Genomic DNA, 19,874 nt, shown 5'->3' with positions numbered 1-19,874 from the left:
CGACGCCGTCGGCCGGGCCCCGGCGCCCGTCCGGCCCGCCGCCCGGGCCGGCCCCGTGCGACGGCCGCGCCGCGCACCATCCGGCTGGGCAGCCCCCGCCCCCGCCTGCGCATGATCAGCCTCGCGCTGACCCTGGTGCTGACCGCCTTCGTCGTGCGCCTGTTCCAGGTGCAGGCCGTCGACGCGAGCACGTACGCCGCCAAGGCGGAGAAGAACCGGTACGTCGTCCACACCCTGGCCGCCGAGCGCGGCCGGATCACCGACCGCACCGGCGTGGCCCTCGCCACCAGCGTGGACGCCTACGACATCACGGCCGACCCCACGATGTTCACCCGCAAGCTGCTGAAGGCCGACGACGGGCCCGAGCAGGCCGCGGCGCTCCTCGCGCCGATCCTCGGCGAGGACCAGGACGACCTCGCCGAGAAGCTGCGCACGCCGGACACGCAGTACGTCCTGCTGTCCCGCCGCCAGACCCCCCAGGTCTGGAACCAGATCAAGGACCTGAAGACCGCGCTGGCCAAGAAGGCGGAGGAGGACCCGTCCACGGCCAACGTCCTCGCGGGCGTCTTCGCCGATCCCAGCAGCAAGCGCGTGTACCCCAACGGCGACCTCGCCGCCGGGATACTGGGCTGGGTCAACGCCGAGGGCGAGGGCGGCGGAGGCGTCGAGCGGCAGCTGGACAAGGTGCTGTCCGGCAAGGACGGCGAGATCCGCTACGCCCAGTCCGGCGGCCGCCAGGTGCCCACGGCCGGCTCCAACGAGACGCCCGCCGTGCCCGGCAGCGACGTCGAGCTGACCATCGACCGGGACATCCAGTGGGCCGCGCAGGACGCGATCACCGAGCAGGTCGAGAAGTCGAAGGCGGACCGCGGCTACGTGATCGTGCAGGACACCCGGACCGGCCAGATCCTCGCCATGGCCAACGCGCCCGGCTTCGACCCGGGCGACCTCTCCGACGCGGACCCGGAGGCGCTCGGCAACGCGGCCCTCCAGGACGCCTACGAGCCCGGCTCCACCGCCAAGGTGCTGTCGATGGCCGCCGTGCTGGAGGAGAACGCCGCCACGCCGACGACGCACGTCGTCGTGCCCAACCGGCTGCACCGCGGCGACCGGCTCTTCAAGGACGACGTCGACCACCCGACCTGGTACCTCACGCTCAACGGCGTGCTCGCCAAGTCCAGCAACATCGGCACCATCCTGGCCACCGGCCAGCTCGGCAGGACGCAGGCCGAGGCCAACCGGGTCCTCTACGACTACCTGCGCAGGTTCGGCCTCGGCAGCTACACCGGCCTCGGCTTTCCCGGCGAGACCAAGGGCATCCTCGCACCGCCCGACCAGTGGTCCACCTCGCAGCAGTACACGATTCCTTTCGGCCAGGGCGTGTCCGTCAACGCGATGCAGGCGGCGTCCGTCTACTCGACCATCGCCAACGGCGGCGTCCGCGTCGAACCCACGCTCGTACGCGGCACGAAGGGACCCGACGGGCGCTTCACCCCCGCCCCCGAGCCCGAGCGGACGCGGGTCGTCAGCGAGAAGACGGCGAAGACCCTCGCCCGGATGCTGGAGTCCGTCGTGGACGACGAGGAGGGCACCGGCACCAAGGCGCGCATCCCCGGCTACCGTGTGGCGGGCAAGACGGGCACGGCCAACCGCGTGGATCCGGCCACCGGCAAGTACAAGGGCTACACCTCGTCGTTCGCCGGGTTCGCGCCCGCCGACAAGCCCCGCGTCACGGTCTACTGCGCCATCCAGAACGCCACCGAGGGCAGCTACTTCGGCGGCCAGATCTGCGGGCCCGTCTACAAGCAGGTGATGGAGTTCGCCCTGAAGACCCTCCAGGTCCCGCCGACCGGCGCCAAGCCCGCGAACCTGCCCGTCACCTTCAAGCCCTGACCGGCACCGAGCACCATCGAGCAACCAGGACCACCTCCGTGACGACGATCACCCCCGACCCCGGGAACCAGAACACCCCCGGCCCCTCGCCCGCCCGTCTCCCCCCGTCCTCCGCGCCGGCCCACGCTGCGCGCGGGCCCCTTTTTAGCTCCCAGGCGGGTGCGCCCGGTACGCTCACCGCCGTGCCACACGCTGATCAGTCCCAAACCACCCCAAAGGGCCAACCCGTGACATACCCGGGACCGCCCAGGCCGGTACAGGTCTCCGCCACACCTCTCGCGGACCTCGCCGGCCGGCTGGGGATCACCGCGCCGGAGAGCACCGCCGGGATCACGGGCATCACCCACGACTCGCGCGCCGTCCGCCCCGGCGACCTGTACGCCGCCCTGCCCGGCGCCCGCGCGCACGGCGCCGACTTCGCCGCCCAGGCCGCCGGTCTCGGCGCGGCCGCCGTGCTGACCGACCCGGCCGGCGCCGGGCGCGCCGCCGCGACCGGCCTGCCGGTCCTGGTGACCGACGACCCGCGCGCGCGGATGGGCGAACTGGCGGCCGCGATCTACGGCCACCCCGGCCGCGATCTGCTCCAGATCGGCATCACCGGCACCTCCGGCAAGACCACCACCGCCTACCTCGTCGAGGGCGGCCTGCGGACGGCCCGCACCACCGGACTGATCGGCACGGTCGAGATGCGCGTCGGCGACGAGCGCATCAAGTCCGAGCGCACCACCCCCGAGGCCACCGACCTCCAGGCCCTGTTCGCGGTCATGCGCGAACGCGGCGTCGAGGCGGTCGCCATGGAGGTCTCCAGCCACGCCCTGGTGCTCGGCCGGGTCGACGGCTGCGTCTTCGACGTCGCGGTGTTCACCAACCTCAGCCCGGAGCACATGGAGTTCCACTCCGGCATGGAGGACTACTTCCGGGCCAAGGCGCAGCTGTTCACCCCGGAGCGCAGCCGCCTCGGCGTGGTCAACGCCGACGACGAGTACGGCCGCCGGCTCGTCGGGGAGGCCGGCGTCCCGGTCGTCACCTACTCCGCCGAGGGCCGCCCCGACGCCGACTGGCGCGCCGAGGACGTCCGGATCGGCCAGCTGGACTCGACGTTCACCGTGGTCGGCCCCGACGGGCGGCGGATCGCCGCCAGGTCGCCGCTGCCGGGCCCCTTCAACGTGGCGAACACCCTCGCCGCGATCGTCGCCCTGGCCGCCGCCGGCCTCGACCCGCAGGCCGCCGCCGACGGTGTGGCCGCCGTACCGGGCGTGCCGGGCCGGCTGGAGCGGGTGGACGCCGGGCAGCCGTATCTCGCGGTGGTCGACTACGCCCACAAGACGGACGCCGTCGAATCGGTCCTGCGCGCGCTGCGCAAGGTCACCGAGGGACGGCTGCACGTCGTCCTCGGCTGCGGCGGCGACCGCGACACCACCAAGCGCGCCCCGATGGGCGCCGCCGCGGCCCGGCTCGCCGACACGGCCGTGCTGACCTCCGACAACCCCCGCTCCGAGGACCCCCTCGCGATCCTCGCCACCATGCTCCAGGGCGCGGCCTCCGTGCCCGCGCACGAGCGCGGCGAGGTCCAGGTCTTCGAGGACCGGGCCGCGGCCATCGCCGCCGCCGTCGCCCGGGCCGAGCCCGGCGACACCGTGCTGGTCGCGGGCAAGGGCCACGAGCAGGGCCAGGACATCGCCGGGGTGGTCCGTCCCTTCGACGACCGCCAGGTGCTTCGCGAAGCAATCCGGAAGACCCAGGGATGAAAATCCAGAAGACCCAGGGGATGAACTTGTGATCGCCCTCTCCCTCGCCGAGATCGCAGAAGTCGTCGGCGGGCAGACGCACGACATACCGGACCCGTCGGTGCAGGTCACCGGACCGGTCGTCCGGGACTCCCGTGAGGTGGAGCCCGGCAGCCTCTTCGTCGCCTTCGTGGGCGAGCGCGTGGACGGCCACGACTTCGCGCAGACGGTCGTCGGCGCGGGCGCGGTGGCCGTGCTCGGCTCCCGCCCGGTCGGCGTGCCCGCGATCGTCGTGGACGACGTGCAGGCGGCCCTCGGCGCCCTCGCCCGCCACGTCGTACGGCGCCTCGGCGCCACCCTCGTGGCCCTCACCGGCTCGGCGGGCAAGACCAGCACCAAGGACCTCATCGCGCAGGTGCTGCAGCGCAAGGCGCCGACGGTGTTCACGCCGGGCTCGCTCAACAACGAGATCGGGCTGCCGCTGACCGCCCTCAACGCCACCGAGGACACCCGCTTCCTGGTGCTGGAGATGGGCGCCCGCGGCATCGGCCACATCCGGTACCTCACCGAACTCACCCCGCCCAGGATCGGCCTGGTGCTCAACGTCGGCTCCGCCCACATCGGCGAGTTCGGCGGGCGCGAGCAGATCGCGCAGGCCAAGGGCGAACTCGTGGAGGCGCTGCCCCCCGAGGCCGACGGCGGTGTCGCGGTCCTCAACGCGGACGACCCGTTCGTCCGGGCCATGGCCTCCCGTACGAAGGCGAAGGTGATCTTTTTCGGAGAGTCCGACGAAGCGGACGTTCGCGCCGAGAACGTGCGACTCACGGACAGCGGACAGCCCTCCTTCAGGCTTCACACACCCTCCGGTGCAAGTGATGTGACCATGCGCCTGTACGGTGAGCATCACGTGTCGAACGCGCTCGCCGCGGCCGCCGTCGCCCACGAGCTGGGCATGTCCGCAGACGAGATCGCCGTCGCGCTCTCCGAGGCGGGCTCCCTCTCCCGCTGGCGGATGGAGGTCACCGAGCGCCCGGACGGCGTGACGGTCGTCAACGACGCCTACAACGCGAACCCCGAGTCCATGCGGGCCGCCCTGCGCGCGCTCGCGGCCATGGGCAAGGGGCGTCGTACGTGGGCGGTGCTCGGCAAGATGGCCGAGCTCGGGGACGAGGCGCTCGCCGAGCACGACGCGGTCGGACGGCTCGCCGTCCGGCTCAACGTCAGCAAGCTCGTCGCGGTCGGCGGCAGGGAAGCCGCCTGGCTGCAACTGGGCGCATATAACGAGGGTTCGTGGGGTGAGGAGTCGGTGCACGTGTCCGACGCACAGGCGGCGATCGACCTGTTGCGCAGCGAGTTGCGCCCGGGGGACGTCGTGCTCGTGAAGGCGTCCCGTTCGGTGGGGCTCGAGAGCGTGGCGCAGGCGCTGCTCGAGACCGGTGCCGAGGGTGAGGTTGCCGCCCGATGATGAAGCAGATCCTGTTCGCAGGAGTCATTGGTCTGTTCCTCAGCCTCGTCGGCACCCCGCTGCTGATCAAGCTGCTGGCCCGCAAGGGCTACGGGCAGTACATCCGCGACGACGGCCCGCGCGAGCACCACAGCAAGCGCGGTACGCCGACCATGGGCGGCATCGCCTTCATCCTGGCGACGGTCGCCGCGTACTTCCTGGCCAAGGCGATCACGGCCTACCTGGAGGACCCCGACGTCGACACGGCGCCGACCTTCTCGGGCCTGCTGGTGCTCGGCCTGATGGTGGGCATGGGCCTGGTCGGCTTCCTCGACGACTACATCAAGATCGTCAAGCGGCGTTCGCTGGGCCTGCGGGCCAAGGCGAAGATGGCCGGCCAGCTGATCGTCGGCGTCGCCTTCGCGGTGCTCTCGCTGCAGTTCGCGGACAACCGCGGCAACACGCCCGCCTCCACGAAGCTGTCGTTCATCACGGACTTCGGCTGGTCGATCGGCCCGGTGCTGTTCGTGGTCTGGGCGCTGTTCATGATCCTCGCGATGTCGAACGGCGTGAACCTGACCGACGGCCTGGACGGCCTGGCCACCGGCGCCTCCGTCCTCGTCTTCGGCGCCTACACCTTCATCGGCGTCTGGCAGTTCCAGGAGTCCTGCGCCAACGCCCAGACGCTGACCAACCCCAACGCCTGCTACGAGGTGCGCGACCCCCTCGACCTCGCGGTGGTCGCCTCCGCCCTCATGGGGGCCTGCCTGGGCTTCCTGTGGTGGAACACCTCGCCGGCCAAGATCTTCATGGGCGACACCGGTTCGCTGGCGCTCGGCGGCGTGCTCGCGGGGCTCGCGATCTGCTCCCGCACCGAGCTGCTGCTCGCCATCCTCGGCGGCCTGTTCGTCCTGATCACCATGTCGGTCGTCATCCAGGTCGGCTCCTTCCGGCTCACCGGCAAGCGGGTCTTCCGGATGGCGCCACTCCAGCACCACTTCGAACTCAAGGGCTGGTCCGAGGTCCTGGTGGTGGTCCGCTTCTGGATCATCCAGGGCATCTGTGTGATCGTCGGACTGGGCCTCTTCTACGCGGGATGGGCAGCGCACAAGTGACCTCCTCGGTGTCTTCGGAACGCCCCGACTTCCAGGGCAAGCACGTCACCGTCGCCGGGCTCGGCGTCTCCGGCGTCCCGGCGGCCAGGGTGCTGCACGGCCTGGGCGCGCACGTCACGGTCGTCAACGACGGCGACGACGAGCGCGCCCGCGCCCAGGCCGCCGAGTTGGAGGCGCTCGGCGTCACCGTCCGCCTCGGCGACGGCGCGACCCTGCCCGAGGGCACCGAGCTCGTCGTCACCGCGCCCGGCTGGAAGCCCGACAAGCCGCTGTTCGCGGCGGCCGGGCAGGCCGGGGTCCCGGTCTGGGGCGACGTGGAGCTCGCCTGGCGGCTCCGCGGCCCCGGCGCCGCCCCCTGGCTGGCCGTCACGGGCACCAACGGCAAGACCACCACCGTCCAGATGCTCGCCGCCATCCTGAAGGCGGCGGGCCTGCGCACGGCCGCCGTCGGCAACATCGGCGTCTCGCTGCTGGACGCGGTGCTCGGCGAGGAGAAGTACGACGTCCTGGCCGTGGAGCTGTCCAGCTACCAGCTCCACTGGGCGCCCTCCCTGCGCGCCCACTCGGCCGCCGTGCTCAACCTCGCCCCCGACCACCTCGACTGGCACGGCTCCATGGAGGCGTACGCGCGCGACAAGGGCCGCATCTACGAGGGCAATCGCATCGCCTGCGTCTACAACGCCGCCGACCGGGCCACCGAGGACCTGGTGCGCGCGGCGGACGTCGAGGAGGGCTGCCGGGCCGTCGGCTTCACCCTGGGCACGCCCGCCCCGTCCCAACTCGGCGTCGTGGACGGCATCCTGGTCGACCGGGCCTTCGTCGAGAACCGGCAGAAGAACGCCCAGGAGCTCGCCGAGGTCGGTGACGTCGACCCGCCGGCCCCGCACAACATTGCCAACGCCCTTGCCGCGGCGGCCCTCGCCCGCGCCTTCGGCGTGCCCGCGGCGGCCGTACGGGACGGGCTGCGGGCCTTCCGCCCGGACGCCCACCGCATCGCGCACGTGGCCGACGTGGACGGTGTGGCGTACGTCGACGACTCCAAGGCCACCAACACCCACGCGGCCGAGGCCTCGTTGGCGGCGTACGAGTCCGTCGTGTGGATCGCGGGCGGGCTCGCGAAGGGCGCGACCTTCGACGAACTGGTCGCCAAGTCGGCCGGGCGGCTGCGCGGGGCCGTGCTGATCGGCGCCGACCGCGCGCTGATCCGTGAAGCCCTCGCGCGACACGCGCCCGGGGTACCCGTCGTCGACCTCGACCGGACCGACACTGGGGCGATGCTCCGGGCCGTCCAGGAGGCGAAGCGGCTCGCCGAGCCCGGCGACACGGTGCTGCTGGCCCCCGCCTGTGCCTCCATGGACATGTTCGCCAACTACAACGAGCGCGGCGACGCGTTCGCGGAAGCGGTCCGCGAACTCGCCGCGGGCGCCTGACGGCGGGTCCCGGCCACGGCGAGTGCCCCGGGACCCTTGGAGGGATGCGTGAGTCGGATGCGGCGGGGACCTCGTCGGTGGTTCCGAACCGGTGGCACGGCGCTGTGGCGGCCCGTCGCTCCCCTCGTGCCCCGGTCGTCCGGGAGGGGCACGCGCGGGGCGTTCCCGCGCGGCGGGGCGGTGTGCGCCGGTGCCCGGTAGCCGTACCGGGCGGCCGCCCGCCCAGCGGGCCGTGCGCGGGCCCGCGGCGTCCCGGCCCCCGCGCGACAACCCCGTCGCCCGCCTCCGCGCCCGCGCGCGCAAGGGCTGGGACCGGCCGCTGACCGCGTACTACCTCATCCTCGGCGGCAGTCTGCTGATCACCGGGCTCGGCCTGGTGATGGTCTACTCGGCCTCCCAGATCACCGCGCTGCAGCTGTCGCTGCCGGGGTCGTACTTCTTCCGCAAGCAGTTCCTGGCCGCCGTGATCGGCGCCGGACTGCTGTTCGCGGCCTCGCGCATGCCGGTGAAGCTGCACCGGGCGCTGGCCTACCCGATCCTCGCCGGCGCCGTCTTCCTGATGGTCCTGGTGCAGGTCCCGGGCATAGGGGTGGCGGTCAACGGCAACCAGAACTGGATCTCCCTCGGCGGCTCCTTCCAGATCCAGCCCAGCGAGTTCGGCAAGCTCGCCCTCGTCCTGTGGGGCGCCGACCTGCTCGCCCGCAAGCAGGACAGGAAGATGCTGACGCAGTGGAAGCACATGCTGATGCCGCTCGTGCCGGTCGCCTTCATGCTGCTCGGACTGATCATGATCGGCGGCGACATGGGGACCGCGATCATCCTGACGGCGATCCTGTTCGGCCTGCTGTGGGTGGCGGGCGCGCCCACCCGGCTGTTCACCGGGGTGCTGTCGGTCGCCGCGGTCCTCGGGCTGATCCTGATCAGGACCAGCCCCAACCGGATGGCCCGCCTCTCGTGCATCGGCGCCACCGAGCCCGGCCCCAACGACACCTGCTGGCAGGCCGTGCACGGCATCTACGCGCTGGCCTCCGGCGGACTGTTCGGCTCCGGCCTGGGCGCCAGTGTGGAAAAATGGGGACAACTGCCCGAAGCCCACACCGACTTCATCTTCGCCGTCACCGGTGAGGAACTGGGTCTGGCGGGCACGCTGTCGGTGCTCGCCCTCTTCGCGGCTCTAGGCTATGCGGGTATCCGCGTGGCCGGACGCACGGAGGACCCCTTCGTCAGGTATGCCGCGGGAGGCGTGACCACCTGGATCACGGCCCAGGCCGTGATCAACATCGGTGCGGTGCTCGGTCTGCTGCCGATCGCCGGCGTCCCCCTCCCGCTGTTCTCCTACGGGGGATCCGCCCTGCTGCCGACCATGTTCGCCATCGGGCTGCTGATCGCCTTCGCGCGTGACGAGCCCGCTGCGCGGGCGGCGCTTGCGATGCGGCAACCTCGCTTTGGTAGAAAGCGGGGGGCTGGGGGAGGCGGCTCGATCCGAAGCCCCCGGAGATGGAACACGATGCGACGGCGCGCCTCGGCGGCGCGCACGTCCGGAGAGCGGTGAATTTCGGTGCATGTCGTCCTCGCCGGTGGAGGGACCGCCGGCCACATCGAGCCCGCGCTCGCCCTCGCGGACGCCCTGCGCAGGCAGGACCCGACGGTGGGGATCACGGCCCTGGGCACGGAGCGCGGCCTGGAGACCCGGCTGGTGCCCGAGCGCGGTTACGAGCTCGCGCTGATCCCCGCGGTGCCGCTGCCGCGCAAGCCCACCCCCGAGCTGATCACCGTCCCGGGCCGGCTGCGCGGCACGATCAAGGCGACCGAGCAGATCCTGGAGCGTACCAAGGCGGACGTCGTGGTCGGCTTCGGCGGCTACGTCGCCCTGCCCGGCTACCTCGCGGCCAAGCGGCTCGGCGTGCCGATCGTCATCCACGAGGCCAACGCCCGTCCGGGCCTGGCCAACAAGATCGGCTCCCGGTACGCCTCCCAGGTCGCCGTCTCCACGCCGGACAGCAAGCTGCGGGGCGCCCGCTACATCGGCATCCCGCTGCGCCGCTCCATCGCGACCCTGGACCGCGCCGCGGTGCGCCCCGAGGCCCGCGCGATGTTCGGGCTCGACCCCAACCTGCCCACGCTGCTGGTCTCCGGCGGCTCCCAGGGCGCCCGCCGGCTCAACGAGGTGACGCAGGCGGTCGCGCCCTACCTCCAGCAGGCCGGCATCCAGATCCTGCACGCGGTCGGCCCGAAGAACGAGCTGCCGCAGGTCCACCAGATGCCGGGCATGCCGCCGTACATCCCGGTGAGCTACCTGGACCGGATGGACCTCGCGTACGCCGCGGCCGACATGATGCTCTGCCGCGCCGGCGCGATGACCGTCGCCGAGCTCTCCGCCGTCGGGCTGCCGGCCGCCTACGTCCCGCTGCCCATCGGCAACGGCGAGCAGCGGCTGAACGCCCAGCCGGTGGTCAAGGCCGGCGGCGGCCTGCTGGTCGACGACGCGGACCTCACCCCCGAGTGGGTGCAGCAGAACGTCCTGCCCGTGCTCGCCGACCCGCACCGGCTGTACGAGATGTCCCGCGCCGCGAGCGAGTTCGGCCGCCGGGACGCCGACGACCTGCTCGTCGGCATGGTGTACGAGGCGGTCGCCGCCGGCCGCGCGCATCGCTAGGCACGGGTGACGGAAGGCAGGGAGCGTGGCCGGACCGACCACCGCCGAGCGCGGTGAACGCCAGCAGGGGTCGTCCGGCCCGCCGCCGCCCCCCGCGCGGCGGCTGCGGCCGCCCCGTCTTCGTACGGCGGTCGCCCTGGCCGTCGTCCTGCTGCTCCTCGCCGCCGGACTGGGCTGGGTGTTCTACGGCTCCGGGTGGCTGCGCGTGGAGCGGGTGTCCGTCTCCGGGACCCGTGTCCTGACGCCCGAGCAGGTGCGCCGGACCGCCGACGTTCCCGTCGGAGAGCCGTTGATTTCCGTGGACACCGAAGGGATCGAGACACGACTGCGTCAGAAATTGTCCCGAATTGGCGCGGTGGACGTGGTTCGTTCCTGGCCCCACGGAATCGAGCTGAAAGTGACTGAGCGTACTCCGGTTCTCATTGTCCAAAAGGGGCGAAACTTCATCGAAGTGGACAGAGAGGGCGTCCATTTCGCCACGGTTTCCCAGGCGCCGAAAGGCGTGCCCCGACTGGAATTGTCGGTGTCCCGGTCCGGCTCCGCCGCCGCGAGCCTGCGCCGCTTCGGCGAGGGGCGGCTCGTCCGGGAGGCCGTGCGGGTCGCCGGACACCTTCCGGCCGCGGTCGCCCGCGACACCCGGGCCGTCAAGGTCCGTTCCTACGACGACATCTCCCTGGAGCTGGACGGCGGCCGGACCGTGGCGTGGGGGAGCGGCGAGAAGGGGGCGCGCAAGGCGCGCGCGCTCACCGCCCTGATGAAAGGCGCGCCCGGCGCGCGGCACTTCGACGTCAGTGTCCCCACCGCGCCCGCGTCATCGGGGAGTTGACGTACATCCGCGCAGGCCAGCACCCTGGCTGGGCAGCGCTACGGCTGATCACATAGGGTGAAAAGAAAAACGGGAGGTTCGGCGTGTTCGTTGAACGCGCGCCACTTGTCGACTTAGTGTCCTGTTCAGAAGACTCCAGGGAACAGACACACTGGTAACCCTAAACTTCAACGTTAGGGTTCGGGTCGGCGAAACGGACCGTCCCATTCGGCATCAGTCGTCGGATCGCGGGGCAGCAGTGCTTCGACGGGTCGGCGACACGTAACTCGAGGCGAGAGGCCTTCGACGTGGCAGCACCGCAGAACTACCTCGCAGTCATCAAAGTCATCGGTGTCGGCGGCGGTGGTGTCAATGCCATCAACCGGATGATCGAGGTCGGTCTCAAGGGCGTCGAGTTCATCGCCATCAACACCGACGCGCAAGCTCTGTTGATGAGCGACGCCGACGTCAAGCTGGACGTCGGCCGTGAACTCACCCGCGGACTCGGCGCCGGAGCCAACCCGGCCGTCGGCCGCAAGGCAGCCGAGGACCACCGCGAGGAGATCGAGGAGGTCCTCAAGGGGGCCGACATGGTCTTTGTGACAGCCGGTGAAGGCGGCGGCACCGGCACCGGCGGCGCGCCCGTCGTGGCCAACATCGCCCGCTCCCTCGGCGCCCTCACCATCGGTGTGGTGACGCGCCCGTTCACCTTCGAGGGGCGGCGCCGCGCCAACCAGGCCGAGGACGGCATCGCCGAACTCCGCGAAGAGGTCGACACCCTCATCGTCATCCCGAACGACCGGCTGCTGTCCATCTCGGACCGCCAGGTCTCGGTCCTGGACGCCTTCAAGTCGGCCGACCAGGTCCTGCTCTCCGGTGTGCAGGGCATCACCGACCTCATCACCACCCCCGGCCTGATCAACCTCGACTTCGCCGACGTCAAGTCGGTCATGTCCGAGGCCGGTTCGGCCCTCATGGGCATCGGCTCGGCCCGCGGCGACGACCGCGCGGTGGCCGCGGCCGAGATGGCGATCTCCTCGCCGCTGCTGGAGGCCTCCATCGACGGCGCCCGCGGTGTGCTGCTCTCCATCTCCGGCGGCTCCGACCTCGGCCTGTTCGAGATCAACGAGGCGGCCCAGCTGGTCAGTGAGGCCGCCCACCCCGAAGCCAACATCATCTTCGGCGCGGTGATCGACGACGCCCTCGGCGACGAGGTCCGGGTCACCGTGATCGCGGCCGGCTTCGACGGGGGCCAGCCCCCGGCCCGCCGGGACAACGTCCTCGGCTCGTCCTCGGCCAAGCGCGAGGAGCCCGCTCCGGTGCGGCAGCCCGAGAGCCGCCCGTCCTTCGGCTCGCTCGGCAGCGTCAAGCCGAAGGAGGAACCCGAGCCCGCCCCGGAGCCGGTCGTCGACCTCCCGCCGGTCGCCCCGCCGGTCCCGCCGTCCCGGACCTACGCGGACAGCGCGGCCGAGGAGCTGGACGTACCGGACTTCCTCAAGTGATCCTCCTGACGTGATAGGACAGCGCGAGAACGTGAGCGGCGCGCACTTCGCCTTCACCGACCGGTGGGGCGGAGTGAGCGCCGCTCCGTATGAGGAGCTCAATCTCGGCGGAGCGGTCGGTGACGACCCCGGCGCCGTGCGTGCCAACCGGAAGCTGGCGGCCGAGTCCCTGGGCCTCGACCCGGGCCGGGTGGTCTGGATGAACCAGGTGCACGGGCCGGACGTGGCGGTGGTCGACGGCCCCTGGGGGGACCGCCCCGTGCCGGAGGTCGACGCGGTCGTCACGGCCGAGCGGGGCCTCGCCCTCGCCGTGCTCACCGCCGACTGCACCCCGGTGCTGCTCGCCGACCCCGTGGCCGGGGTCGCCGCCGCGGCCCACGCCGGCCGGCCCGGCATGATCGCCGGGGTCGTCCCCGCCGCCGTGCGGGCCATGATCGAACTCGGTGCCGAGCCGGACCGGATCGTCGCCCGCACCGGGCCCGCCGTCTGCGGCCGGTGCTACGAGGTGCCGGAGGAGATGCGCGCCGAGGTGGCCGCCGTCGAGCCGGCGGCGTACGCCGAGACGAGCTGGGGCACGCCGGCGGTCGACGTGAGCGCCGGGGTGCGCGCGCAGCTCGACCGGCTCGGGGTGCGCGACCAGGCGCAGTCGCCGGTGTGCACGCGGGAGTCGCGCGACCACTTCTCGTACCGCCGCGACCGCACCACCGGGCGGCTCGCGGGCTATGTGTGGCTGGACTGATGAGAGATGACGGACCGTAGGGACGAGCTCGCCGCAAACCTGGCGAAAGTCGAAAGGCGCATCGCGGCTGCCTGCGCCGCCGCCGGGCGGGAGCGCGAGGAGGTGACCCTGATCGTGGTCACCAAGACCTATCCCGCCAGCGACGTGCGGATCCTGGCGGAGCTCGGCGTGCGCCACGTCGCCGAGAACCGCGACCAGGACGCCGCGCCCAAGGCCGCCGCCTGCTCGGATCTGCCTCTTACCTGGCACTTCGTGGGGCAGTTGCAGACCAACAAAGTTCGCTCCGTGGCCGGTTATGCGGACTTCGTGCAGTCCGTCGATCGCGCCAAGCTCGTCACGGCCCTCTCCCGGGAGGCGGTGCGGGCCGGGCGGGAGATCGGATGCCTCGTCCAGGTCGCGCTCGACGCGGGGGAGGGCGGACGGGGTGAGCGGGGCGGGGTGGCGCCCGAGGGCATCGAGGAGTTGGCCGATCTCGTCGCCGGGGCTCCGGGACTGCGGCTCGACGGACTGATGACCGTAGCCCCGCTCACCGGGGAATACGCGGGACGCGAACAGGCGGCGTTCGATCGGTTGATGGATTTGTCGACCGACCTGCGTCGGAGCCATCCGGCTGCCACCATGGTCTCGGCAGGGATGAGTGCGGACCTCGAGCAGGCCGTGACGGCTGGTGCGACACATGTGCGCGTCGGCAGCGCGGTACTCGGAGTCCGCTCCAGGCTCGGGTAACGTCGCCAGGAAGTCGGACCACAGCAGAAAATATGGTCATTACCGCCGAACAGCGGACGTAACGACCACGTGGATCGCAGGACTTGGCAGTCGTCAGCCGATCCACCACAGAGCGGAGGACTCAGAGAATGGCCGGCGCGATGCGCAAGATGGCGGTCTACCTCGGCCTCGTGGAGGACGATGGGTACGACGGCCGGGGGTTCGACCCCGACGACGACTTCGAGCCTGAACTGGACCCGGAACCCGAGCGGGACCACCGGCGGCACGAGCCGTCGCACCAGTCCCACGGTTCACATCAGCCCCAAAGGGACGAAGAGGCACGAGTCGTACAGCCGCCCGCGCCGCGCGAGCCGGTCGCACGCTCCGCTTCGCTACCCGCGGAATCCAGCCGTCCGGCGCGCATCGCGCCCGTGGCATCCATCACACAAGAACGCGCGAGCCTGGAAAAGAGCGCACCGGTCATCATGCCCAAGGTCGTGTCCGAACGAGAGCCTTACCGGATCACCACGCTTCACCCCCGGACCTACAACGAGGCCCGTACCATCGGGGAACACTTCCGTGAGGGCACTCCGGTGATCATGAATCTGACTGAGATGGATGACACAGACGCGAAGCGACTTGTCGACTTTGCGGCCGGTTTGGTGTTTGGTCTTCACGGCAGTATCGAGCGGGTGACGCAGAAGGTGTTTCTGTTGTCGCCTGCTAACGTCGATGTCACGGCGGAGGACAAGGCCCGCATCGCAGAGGGCGGGTTCTTCAACCAGAGCTGAGACGCACCACCGGAAACAGCAGTACACAGCAGCACCCAGCAGCACGGCACAGGGGAGAGGGAAGTACAGGTCATGAGCGTGGTCCTGGACGTCGTCTACATCGCGCTGATGTGCTTCCTCATCGTGCTCATCTTCCGGTTGGTCATGGACTACGTCTTCCAGTTCGCCCGCTCGTGGCAACCCGGCAAGGCGATGGTGGTCGTCCTGGAGGCCACCTACACTGTCACCGATCCACCGCTGAAGCTTCTGCGGCGGTTCATCCCGCCGCTGCGTCTCGGGGGCGTGGCGCTCGACCTGTCCTTCTTCGTACTGATGATCATCGTCTACATCCTGATCTCGATCGTGAGCCGGCTGTGAGCGATGAGAGAGATACGGGCTTGCCGAATGCCGACGACTACGTTGAGGTGAAGAGATGCCGTTGACCCCCGAGGACGTGCGGAACAAGCAGTTCACGACCGTCCGCCTCCGAGAAGGCTATGACGAGGACGAGGTCGATGCCTTCCTCGACGAGGTCGAAGCCGAACTGACCCGCCTGCTCCGCGAGAACGAGGACCTGCGCGCCAAGCTGGCCGCCGCCACGCGCGCCGCCGCGCAGAACCAGCAGAACATGCGCAAGCCTCCGGAGCAGCAGCAGCAGGACCAGCAGCAGGGTATGCCCCAGCAGCAGGGCATGCCTCAGCAGGGCATGCGAGGTCCCGGCGCTCCCGTCCCCGCCGGCATATCGGGCCCGCCGCAGCAGCAGATGGGCGGCCCCATGGGTGGTCCCCCCCAGCTGCCGAGCGGTGCTCCTCAGCTGCCCGCCGGTCCCGGCGGTCAGGGTGGCCCGCAGGGTCCCGGCCCGATGGGCCAGGGTCCTGGTCCGATGGGTCAGGGTCCGATGCAGGGCCAGATGGGCCCCGGCCCGATGGGCGGACCCATGGGTCCCGGCCCGATGGGGCAGGGTCCCGGTGGCGACAGCGCCGCCCGTGTCCTCTCGCTGGCCCAGCAGACCGCCGACCAGGCGATCGCCGAGGCCCGCTCCGAGGCGAACAAGATCGTCGGCGAGGCCCGTTCGCGCGCCGAGGGTCTGGAGCGGGACGCTCGTGCCAAGGCCGACGCCCTGGAGCGGGACGCGCAGGAGAAGCACCGCGTCGCGATGGGCTCCCTGGAGTCCGCCCGCGCCACGCTGGAGCGCAAGGTCGAGGACCTGCGCGGCTTCGAGCGCGAGTACCGCACGCGGCTGAAGTCCTACCTGGAGTCGCAGCTGCGCCAGCTGGAGACCCAGGCCGACGACTCGCTCGCCCCGCCGCGCACGCCCGCGACGGCCTCCCTCCCGCCGTCCCCGGCGCCCTCCATGGCCCCGGCCGGCGCGAGCGCCCCGTCGTACGGCGGCAACCAGGGCATGGGCGGCGGCCCCTCGCCGTCCGCTCCGTCCTACGGCGGTCAGCAGCAGATGTCTCCGGCGATGACCCAGCCGATGGCTCCGGTCCGGCCGCAGAGCCCGTCCCCGATGGGTCAGGCCCCCTCGCCGATGCGCGGGTTCCTGATCGACGAGGACGACAACTGACGGGTCGTAGGACGACGTAGACGTCGGCAGCGTTCAGGGCGGGGCCCCGGACTTCGGTCCGGGGCCCCGCCCTTTGCCGCGCGTGTTCGGGGGCCGCGGACGGTCCGTCCGGGGGCGGGAGGGGGCGCACGGAGGCGACGCGGAAGGCCCGGGACCACCGCTTTCTTGCGGTGGTCCCGGGCCTCGGTGGGTGCGCGGTCACGCCGTGCGCAACCGCACGTGTGCGGCGGCGCCGCGCGCGGTCACGCCTTGCGCAGGCGGAAGGTCAGCGTCAGGCCCTCGTCCGTGAACGGGTCCCCGTACGTGTCGTCCGCCTCGCCCTGGGCGAAGTCGGTGGCGAGGACCTCGTCGGCGATCAGGGCGGAGTGGCCGGTCAGGGCGTCGACGGTCGCCGGGTCCGTGGCCGTCCAGCGCAGGGCGATGCGGTCGGCGACGTCGAGGCCGCTGTTCTTGCGGGCCTCCTGGATCAGCCGGATCGCGTCACGGGCGAGGCCCGCCCGGCGCAGTTCCTCGGTGATCTCCAGGTCGAGGGCGACCGTGGCGCCCGCGTCGGAGGCCACCGACCAGCCCTCGCGCGGGGTCTCGGTGATGATGACCTCGTCGGGGGCCAGGGCGATCGTCTCGCCGTCGACCTCGACCGACGCCGTGCCCTCGCGCAGGGCCAGGGACAGGGCGGCCGCGTCGGCGTTCGCGATGGCCTTGGCCACGTCCTGGACGCGCTTGCCGAACCGCTTGCCGAGCGCGCGGAAGTTGGCCTTGGCGGTGGTGTCCACCAGGGAGCCGCCCACCTCGCTCAGCGACGCCAGGGACTCGACGTTCAGCTCCTCGGTGATCTGCGTGTGCAGCTCGGGGTCGAGGGAGTCGAAGCCGGTGGCCGCGATCAGGGCGCGCCGCAGCGGCTGGCGCGTCTTGACGCCGGACTCCGCGCGGGTGGCACGGCCCAGCTCGACCAGCCGGCGGACCAGCACCATCTGCCGCGACAGCTCCGGGTCGATGGCGGTCAGGTCGGCTTCCGGCCAGGAGGACAGGTGCACCGACTCCGGGGCGCCCGGGGTGACCGGGACGACCAGGTCCTGCCACACCCGCTCGGTGATGAACGGGGTGATCGGCGCCATCAGCCTGGTGACGGTCTCCAGCACCTCGTGCAGCGTGCGCAGCGCGGCCCGGTCGCCCTGCCAGAAGCGGCGCCGGGAGCGGCGCACGTACCAGTTGGACAGGTCGTCGACGAACGCGGACAGCAGCTTGCCGGCGCGCTGGGTGTCGTACCCCTCCAGGGACTGGGTGACCTGGTCGGTGAGCGCGTGCAGCTCGGACAGCAGCCAGCGGTCCAGCAGCGGGCGGTCGGCCGGGGCCGGGTCGTCCTCGCCCGGCGCCCAGCCCGCGGTACGGGCGTACAGGGCCTGGAAGGCGACCGTGTTCCAGTAGGTGAGGAGCGTCTTGCGGACCACTTCCTGGATGGTGTTGTGGCCGACGCGGCGGGCCGCCCAGGGGGAGCCGCCGGCCGCCATGAACCAGCGGACCGCGTCGGCGCCGTGCTGGTCCATGAGCGGGATCGGCTGGAGGATGTTGCCCAGGTGCTTGGACATCTTCCGGCCGTCCTCGGCGAGGATGTGACCGAGGCAGACCACGTTCTCGTACGGCGATTTGTCGAAGACGAGCGTGCCGATCGCCATCAGCGTGTAGAACCAGCCGCGGGTCTGGTCGATGGCCTCGCTGATGAACTGGGCCGGGTAGCGGGACTCGAAGAGTTCCTTGTTCTTGTAGGGGTAGCCCCACTGCGCGAACGGCATCGAGCCCGAGTCGTACCAGGCGTCGATGACCTCCGGCACGCGCGTGGCGGTCTTTCCGCAGCCCTCGTGCGGGCAGGCGAAGGCGACCTCGTCGATGTAGGGACGGTGCGGGTCGAGGTCCGACTGGTCGGTGCCGGTCAGCTCGGTGAGTTCCGCGAGCGAGCCGACGCAGGTGAGGTGGTCGTCCGCGCAGCGCCAGATCGGCAGCGGGGTGCCCCAGTAGCGGTTGCGGGACAGCGCCCAGTCGATGTTGTTGTTCAGCCAGTCGCCGTACCGGCCGTGCTTGACCGTCTCCGGGAACCAGTTGGTCTTCTCGTTCTCCGCCAGGAGGCGGTCCTTGACGGCGGTGGTGCGGATGTACCAGGACGGCTGCGCGTAGTAGAGGAGCGCGGTGTGGCAGCGCCAGCAGTGCGGGTAGCTGTGCTCGTACGGGAGGTGCTTGAAGAGCAGGCCGCGCTGCTGGAGGTCCTCGGTGAGCTTCTCGTCCGCCTTCTTGAAGAAGACGCCGCCGACCAGGGGGACGTCCTCGGCGAAGGTGCCGTCCGGGCGGATCGGGTTCACCACCGGCAGGCCGTAGGAGCGGCAGACCCTCAGGTCGTCCTCGCCGAAGGCGGGGGACTGGTGGACCAGGCCGGTGCCGTCCTCGGTGGTGACGTACTCGGCGTTCACCACGAAGTGGGCCGGCTCCGGGAACTCCACCAGCTCGAACGGGCGCCGGTAGGTCCAGCGCTCCATCTCGGCGCCGGTGAAGGTCCGCCCGGTGGCCTCCCAGCCCTCGCCGAGCGCCTTGGCCAGGAGCGGTTCGGCCACGACGAGCTGCTCCTCGCCGTTGGTCGCGACGACGTAGGTGACCTCGGGGTGCGCGGCGACCGCGGTGTTGGAGACCAGCGTCCACGGCGTGGTCGTCCACACCAGGAGGGCGGCCTGGCCGGCGAGCGGGCCGGAGGTGAGGGGGAAACGGACGTACACCGACGGGTCGACGACCGTCTCGTAGCCCTGCGCCAGCTCGTGGTCGGACAGGCCGGTGCCGCAGCGGGGGCACCAGGGGGCGACGCGGTGGTCCTGGACCAGCAGCCCCTTGTTGAAGATCTCCTTCAGCGACCACCAGACGGACTCGATGTACTCGGGCCTCATGGTGACGTACGCCTCGTCGAGGTCGACCCAGTAGCCCATGCGGGTCGTCAGCTCGGAGAAGGCGTCGGTGTGGCGGAGCACGGACTCGCGGCACTTGGCGTTGAACTCGGCGATGCCGTACGCCTCGATGTCCTTCTTGCCGGAGAAGCCGAGCTCCTTCTCCACCGCGAGCTCCACGGGCAGGCCGTGGCAGTCCCAGCCGGCCTTGCGGGCCACGTGGTAGCCGCGCATGGTGCGGAAACGAGGGAAGACGTCCTTGAAGACGCGCGCCTCGATGTGGTGGGCGCCGGGCATGCCGTTGGCGGTGGGCGGACCCTCGTAGAACACCCACTCGGGGCGGCCCTCGGACTGCTCCAGGCTCTTGGCGAAGATCTTCTGCTCGCGCCAGAAGTCGAGCACGGCGTGCTCGAGGGCGGGCAGGTCGACCTGGGCGGGCACCTGGCGGTACGTCGGCTCTGTCATCTGCGAGCTTCCTCCAACGGACTTGCTGCCTTCCGTCGGAGGGACGAGAGCTGTGTCTTCCGGCGCCGTCTGCGGCGCGCTCCCGCGGTACCACCCTCCTTGACCCCCCGACGCGGGGTGTGCGCCGGTGAGCCC

Annotated in this window: 15 protein-coding genes; 14 read left to right on the top strand and 1 reads right to left on the bottom strand. The window is 71.4% G+C overall.

Going from position 1 to position 19,874, the window contains the following annotated elements:
- From ABD363_RS08190 to ABD363_RS08125, 14 genes are all read left to right on the top strand, one after another.
- Nucleotides 1-1,893 (top strand): peptidoglycan D,D-transpeptidase FtsI family protein (locus tag ABD363_RS08190; protein ID WP_344601146.1); only part of this gene is annotated, 1,893 nt, incomplete at its 5' end.
- A gap of 227 nt (nucleotides 1,894-2,120) precedes the next feature.
- The gene (locus tag ABD363_RS08185) at nucleotides 2,121-3,641 is read left to right on the top strand and encodes a UDP-N-acetylmuramoyl-L-alanyl-D-glutamate--2,6-diaminopimelate ligase (RefSeq protein WP_344601144.1); all 1,521 of its coding nucleotides are present in this window, start codon (nucleotides 2,121-2,123) and stop codon (nucleotides 3,639-3,641) included.
- Nucleotides 3,642-3,669: 28 nt separating this feature from the next.
- Nucleotides 3,670-5,085, top strand: a complete 1,416-nt coding sequence (locus tag ABD363_RS08180) for a UDP-N-acetylmuramoyl-tripeptide--D-alanyl-D-alanine ligase (RefSeq protein WP_344601142.1) — start codon at nucleotides 3,670-3,672, stop codon at nucleotides 5,083-5,085.
- Nucleotides 5,085-6,179, top strand: a complete 1,095-nt coding sequence (gene mraY, locus ABD363_RS08175; protein ID WP_344601162.1) for a phospho-N-acetylmuramoyl-pentapeptide-transferase — start codon at nucleotides 5,085-5,087, stop codon at nucleotides 6,177-6,179. The genes ABD363_RS08180 and mraY overlap by 1 nt, the downstream gene beginning before the upstream one ends.
- On the top strand, nucleotides 6,161-7,609 hold the full coding sequence (murD, locus tag ABD363_RS08170; RefSeq protein ID WP_344601141.1) for a UDP-N-acetylmuramoyl-L-alanine--D-glutamate ligase: 1,449 nt from the start codon (nucleotides 6,161-6,163) through the stop codon (nucleotides 7,607-7,609). The genes mraY and murD overlap by 19 nt, the downstream gene beginning before the upstream one ends.
- A gap of 190 nt (nucleotides 7,610-7,799) precedes the next feature.
- Nucleotides 7,800-9,161 carry a putative lipid II flippase FtsW gene (ftsW, locus tag ABD363_RS08165; RefSeq protein ID WP_344601140.1) on the top strand — a complete coding sequence of 454 codons (1,362 nt, stop codon included), beginning with the start codon at nucleotides 7,800-7,802 and terminating at the stop codon, nucleotides 9,159-9,161.
- Nucleotides 9,162-9,167: 6 nt separating this feature from the next.
- Nucleotides 9,168-10,265: an undecaprenyldiphospho-muramoylpentapeptide beta-N-acetylglucosaminyltransferase gene (murG, locus tag ABD363_RS08160; RefSeq protein WP_344601138.1), complete on the top strand. Its 1,098-nt coding sequence runs from the start codon at nucleotides 9,168-9,170 to the stop codon at nucleotides 10,263-10,265.
- Between the two features lie 25 nt (nucleotides 10,266-10,290).
- Entirely contained in the window at nucleotides 10,291-11,091 is an 801-nt protein-coding gene (locus ABD363_RS08155; protein ID WP_344601136.1) for a cell division protein FtsQ/DivIB, read from the top strand.
- Nucleotides 11,092-11,378: 287 nt separating this feature from the next.
- Nucleotides 11,379-12,572 (top strand): cell division protein FtsZ, encoded by a 1,194-nt coding sequence (ftsZ, locus tag ABD363_RS08150; protein WP_344601134.1) that lies wholly within the window; start codon nucleotides 11,379-11,381, stop codon nucleotides 12,570-12,572.
- A gap of 10 nt (nucleotides 12,573-12,582) precedes the next feature.
- The gene (gene pgeF, locus ABD363_RS08145; RefSeq protein WP_344601132.1) at nucleotides 12,583-13,311 is read left to right on the top strand and encodes a peptidoglycan editing factor PgeF; all 729 of its coding nucleotides are present in this window, start codon (nucleotides 12,583-12,585) and stop codon (nucleotides 13,309-13,311) included.
- Nucleotides 13,312-13,317: 6 nt separating this feature from the next.
- On the top strand, nucleotides 13,318-14,037 hold the full coding sequence (locus ABD363_RS08140; protein WP_344601130.1) for a YggS family pyridoxal phosphate-dependent enzyme: 720 nt from the start codon (nucleotides 13,318-13,320) through the stop codon (nucleotides 14,035-14,037).
- Nucleotides 14,038-14,165: 128 nt separating this feature from the next.
- On the top strand, nucleotides 14,166-14,807 hold the full coding sequence (locus tag ABD363_RS08135) for a cell division protein SepF (protein ID WP_344601128.1): 642 nt from the start codon (nucleotides 14,166-14,168) through the stop codon (nucleotides 14,805-14,807).
- Nucleotides 14,808-14,879: 72 nt separating this feature from the next.
- On the top strand, nucleotides 14,880-15,164 hold the full coding sequence (locus ABD363_RS08130; RefSeq protein WP_007448661.1) for a YggT family protein: 285 nt from the start codon (nucleotides 14,880-14,882) through the stop codon (nucleotides 15,162-15,164).
- A gap of 55 nt (nucleotides 15,165-15,219) precedes the next feature.
- Complete coding sequence (locus ABD363_RS08125) at nucleotides 15,220-16,353, top strand: DivIVA domain-containing protein (RefSeq protein ID WP_344601126.1); 1,134 nt, start codon at nucleotides 15,220-15,222, stop codon at nucleotides 16,351-16,353.
- A gap of 242 nt (nucleotides 16,354-16,595) precedes the next feature.
- Here ABD363_RS08125 and ileS read toward each other — a convergent pair whose 3' ends face one another.
- On the bottom strand, nucleotides 16,596-19,739 hold the full coding sequence (gene ileS, locus ABD363_RS08120; protein ID WP_344601124.1) for an isoleucine--tRNA ligase: 3,144 nt from the start codon (nucleotides 19,737-19,739) through the stop codon (nucleotides 16,596-16,598).
- Between the last annotated feature and the right edge of the window lie 135 nt (nucleotides 19,740-19,874).

It is taken from the genome of Streptomyces glaucus (genome assembly GCF_039533365.1).
In the GTDB taxonomy this organism is placed as follows: Bacteria; Actinomycetota; Actinomycetes; order Streptomycetales; family Streptomycetaceae; genus Streptomyces; species Streptomyces glaucus.
The sequence above is the reverse complement of the archived record's forward strand: the minus strand, read 5'-3'. Positions and strand labels throughout refer to the sequence as shown.